The organism is Ramlibacter sp., from assembly GCF_028292805.1.
Classification (GTDB): domain Bacteria; phylum Pseudomonadota; class Gammaproteobacteria; order Burkholderiales; family Burkholderiaceae_C; genus Ramlibacter.
The window spans coordinates 1-3655 of sequence record NZ_JAQGLS010000096.1 but is presented as its reverse complement, the minus strand read 5'-3'; the positions used below and the strand labels follow the sequence as shown (position 1 = coordinate 3655).

The 3655-nt window shown below is 70.8% G+C and carries 5 protein-coding genes; 2 read left to right on the top strand and 3 right to left on the bottom strand.

Features of this window, described 5'->3' with window-relative positions; translation table 11 throughout:
* Both JWP65_RS05275 and maiA read right to left on the bottom strand, forming a co-directional pair.
* On the bottom strand, positions 1-431 hold a 431-nt coding region (locus JWP65_RS05275; RefSeq protein ID WP_299761036.1), incomplete at its 3' end, for a laccase domain-containing protein.
* Positions 432-436: 5 nt separating this feature from the next.
* Complete coding sequence (maiA, locus tag JWP65_RS05270; protein ID WP_299761034.1) at positions 437-1078, bottom strand: maleylacetoacetate isomerase; 642 nt, start codon at positions 1076-1078, stop codon at positions 437-439.
* 53 nt (positions 1079-1131) lie between these two features.
* On the opposite strand from maiA, the gene JWP65_RS05265 reads away from it, so the two are divergent.
* Positions 1132-1557, top strand: a complete 426-nt coding sequence (locus JWP65_RS05265) for an alpha/beta hydrolase fold domain-containing protein (protein WP_299761032.1) — start codon at positions 1132-1134, stop codon at positions 1555-1557.
* Positions 1558-1629: 72 nt separating this feature from the next.
* Here the strand turns inward: JWP65_RS05265 and JWP65_RS05260 are convergent, their stop codons facing one another.
* On the bottom strand, positions 1630-2394 hold the full coding sequence (locus JWP65_RS05260) for an AzlC family ABC transporter permease (RefSeq protein WP_299761030.1): 765 nt from the start codon (positions 2392-2394) through the stop codon (positions 1630-1632).
* A 12-nt stretch (positions 2395-2406) separates the two neighbouring features.
* Here JWP65_RS05260 and JWP65_RS05255 point away from each other — a divergent pair.
* On the top strand, positions 2407-3655 hold a 1249-nt coding region (locus JWP65_RS05255; RefSeq protein ID WP_299761028.1), incomplete at its 3' end, for a Rieske 2Fe-2S domain-containing protein.

The following is a 3655-nucleotide window of genomic DNA, read 5'->3' as shown; positions in this document are numbered from 1 at the left end:
CCGGAGCCAGCGCTGCCGGCCAGTCCGCGCCAGCCGCAGTGGGCGGCGCCGGCCACCCGGCCGCGGCCGTCAGCCAGCAGCACCGGCAGGCAGTCCGCCACCATGATGGTGCAGGCCGTGCCGGCCTCGGTGGTCCAGCAGGCGTCGGCCTCGATGCCGTCCGGCGAGCCGGCCGTCAGGCGCGCCACCGCGCTGCCATGCACCTGCTGCAGAAACACCGGCCGCACGCCGATGGCCTGGGCGAAACGGCGGCGGTTCGCGGCGACGGCTTGCGGCGCGTCGCCGACGTGGTTGCCCAGGTTCAGGGAGTCGTACGGGGCTGCGGAGACGCCGCCGCCGCGGGTGCTGCAGGCGGCGCGCACGCGCTCGGGCGCCGGCCACGCGGGCGTGAGCAACTCGGCGCCGCCGCTGTCCGCTCGCACCGCCTGCACGCTGCTCAGGCCTCGTTGTCGGGGCAGTTGGACGGCTGGGCTTTCTGGAACGCCGCCAGCTGCATGCAGGCCTCGAAGGCCATCATCGTGCGCGGCAGCCCCGTGAAGTCACAGTCGAAGCGCCGGCCGTTGAAGATCTGCGGCACCAGGCAGCAGTCGGCCAGGGTGGGCGCGTTGCCGAAGCTGAAGTTGCCCTGCGGCAGGCGCTGCAGTTCGCGCTCGTACGCCTCCAGTCCGACGCGCACCCAATGGCGGTACCAGGCGTTCTTGGCTTCTTCTTCGACCTTGAGGTCGCGCACCAGGTACTTGAGCACGCGCAGGTTGTTCAGCGGATGGATCTCGCAGGCAACCAGCTGGGCCAGCGCCCGCACCTGGGCCCGGCCGATGGCATCGCCGGGCAGCAACGCTGGCTGCGGGTGCTGCTCGTCCAGGTATTCGATGATGGCCATCGACTGGCCCAGCAGGGCGCCGTCGTCGGTCTCCAGCGTCGGCACCAGGCCGCTCGCCGAGACTGCCGCGTACTGTTCCTGCTTGTGCTCGCCCTTGGGCAGGTGCACCGCCACGTATTCGTAGGGGAGCCCCTTGAGCTCGAGCGCGATGCGCACGCGGAACGAAGCGGAAGAACGAAAGTAGTTGTGCAGCTTCATGCTGCGAGCATAACGCCGGCTGGCTACACTCCGGCCGGAACAGGACACTCGCCATGCTGCATCCCCAAGCCCTGGCCCTGCGGCGACTGATCGCCGAGCGCGGGCTGCCGCCCACGCACATGCAGACGCCGGCGCAGACGCCGGCGCAGGCGCGTGACTTCTATCGCGACGCGATCGACTGCGACCACGACCACTGCCTGGTGGACGGCACGCACGACCTGGACTGGCGCGCTTCGCCGCTGCTGCACGCCAACCACGGCCGGCTGCCGCCGGCGTTTCGTGCTGACAGCGGTTACGACCCGGTGCGCGACCAGGGGCTGGCGTACGCGCAGCAGCTGACCGAGTCCGGCAGCAATGCCATCCCGGTCAGCTTCGAGCAGCAGCGGCAGGGCTTCATCCTGATGGGCCGGGTGATCGACGAGCCCAACGTGGCGGTGCAGCTGTGCGCGGCGCAGTTGCAGGCGGTGCTGCAGCCCTGACTCACAACCCCGCCCACCGGCACCGCGCCACCGCCCGCGCCGGCGCGGCAACCACGTCGTTGCGCACCACCTTCATCGCCACGCCCACCACGGCCAGCCCGACCAGCTCCGGCCCCTTGCCGCTGACCGCCGCGCCAGCACGATGCCGATCATCACGCCCAGCGGGATTGCCGCCAAGACGCCTTGCACGCGCGGGGTGATCGGCACCCACGCCATCAGCAAGTAGCCGGCGCCGCGGCCGGCCACAGGTCGGCCCGGCCGCGGAAGACCGAAACGCCGATGGCGGCGGCGAACGGAACCAGCATGAAGTCGGCCCCAGCGCGGTGGGATCCTGCACGCCGCCCCCGAGCAGCTGCCCGGGTCCCCACGAACCAGGGCAGCCGTCGCCAGTCCGGAGCCGAACGGCAAGCCCGCGTCGCGGTCGCCTGCGTGGTACTCGCGCATCGAGAGCGCCCAGTTGCCGTCGCCAAGAAAGAACCGCCTGGTCAGCGCCTGCGGGCGGCAGGCGCCCACCAGCCACCGCTGGATCGATGCGCTGTACCGGACATGGCGCGCGTTGATCAGCAGCACCGTCGCCACCAGCGGCGCGATCTGCGGCGCCGCGGTCAGCGCTTGCAGCGCCGCCAGCTGCGCGCTGCCGGAACAGACCTGCACACTCATCAGCCAGGCCTCGGTCCAGGCAGGTCGCGTTCGCTGCCCAGCATGCCGTAGACGAAGGCCGGGTGCCAGCGGCTGGCCGCCGACGTAGCCCCGAAGAAGGGGCGGCGCGGCCGGCCCGGCGAGCTCATGGACGCGCGGCTGTACACTGGAAATGCAAGGCGGTGCGCAGTCCGCCACATGGAGACACGCATGAAATCGGAACAGAACGAGCTGCTCACGCGGATCGGCCCCGGCACCCCCTGCGGCGCGGTCCTGCGCAGCTACTGGCAGCCGGTGGCGCTGGTCGACGAGTTCGATCCGCGGCTGGATCCGCGCATGGCGCTGCGCCCGGTCAAGGCCGTGCGCGCGCTGGGACAGGACCTGGTCCTGTTCAAGGACGACACCGGCCGCTGGGGCCTGCTCGATCGCGATTGCCCGCACCGCGGCGCCGACCTGGCGTTCGGCCGGCACGAAGGCGACGGCCTGCGCTGCCCTTTCCACGGCTGGAAGTTCGACGCCACCGGCCGCTGCCTGGAAACGCCGGCCGAACCCACCGGCAGCAAGCTGTGCGAGCGCGTGCGGCAGCGCAACTACCCGGTGCTGGAAAAGAGCGGCATCCTGTTCGCCTGGTTCGGCGCCGAGGGCAAGGCGCCGCCCTTCCCCGTCTTCGACTGTTTCGCCGCGCCGGCCAGCCACACCTTCGCCTTCAAGGGCCTGTGGAACGCCAACTGGCTGCAGGCTTTCGAGGTGGGGATCGACCCGGCGCATCCCTCGTTCCTGCACCGCTTCCTGCGCGACGCGGCGCTGGAAGGCATCGGCGAGAACGCGGCCGGCCGCCAGTTCCGCAGCGCCAGCGCCGGCGACTTCGGCGGCGAGAAGTGGCCGATGACGCGGATCATGCGCGAGTTCCACCAGCCCGACATCTCCTACGAGCCGATGCCCTGGGGGATGCAGCTGCAGGCGCTGCGGCCGATGACGGACGAACTGACGCACGTGCGCATCACCAGTGCCATCTTCCCGCACACCTTCGTGATCCCGCTGTCCGAGACGCTGACCATCACGCAGATGCACCTGCCGGTGGACGACACCCACACCTACTGGTACTCGGTGTTCACCAGCTTCGCCGGGCCGGTCGACAAGGAAGCGATGCGCAACCAGCGGCTGCAGTTCATCTCGCTGCCCGACTACATCCCCAAGGCTGGCCGCCACAACAACTGGGGCTTCAACGCCGAGGAACAGGCCGGCCAGACCTACCTGGGCATGGGCGAGGAGGACATCAACGTGCATGACCAGTGGGCGGTGGAAAGCTTGGGCACTGTCCAGGACCGCACCCGCGAGCACCTGGGCACCAGCGACAAGGTGATCATGGCCAACCGCCGCATGCTGCTGGCGGCGATCGAGACGGTGCAGGCCGGCGGCACCGCCCCCGGCGTCGCCGACGCCGCGCTGGCGGCGCAGG

What these genes read in the sequence shown, in the direction of transcription:
- JWP65_RS05265 (WP_299761032.1), top strand. Translation starts at nt 1,132, where the DNA reads ATGCTGCATCCCCAAGCCCTGGCCCTGCGGCGACTGATCGCCGAGCGC.
- maiA (WP_299761034.1), bottom strand. Translation starts at nt 1,078, where the DNA reads ATGAAGCTGCACAACTACTTTCGTTCTTCCGCTTCGTTCCGCGTGCGC.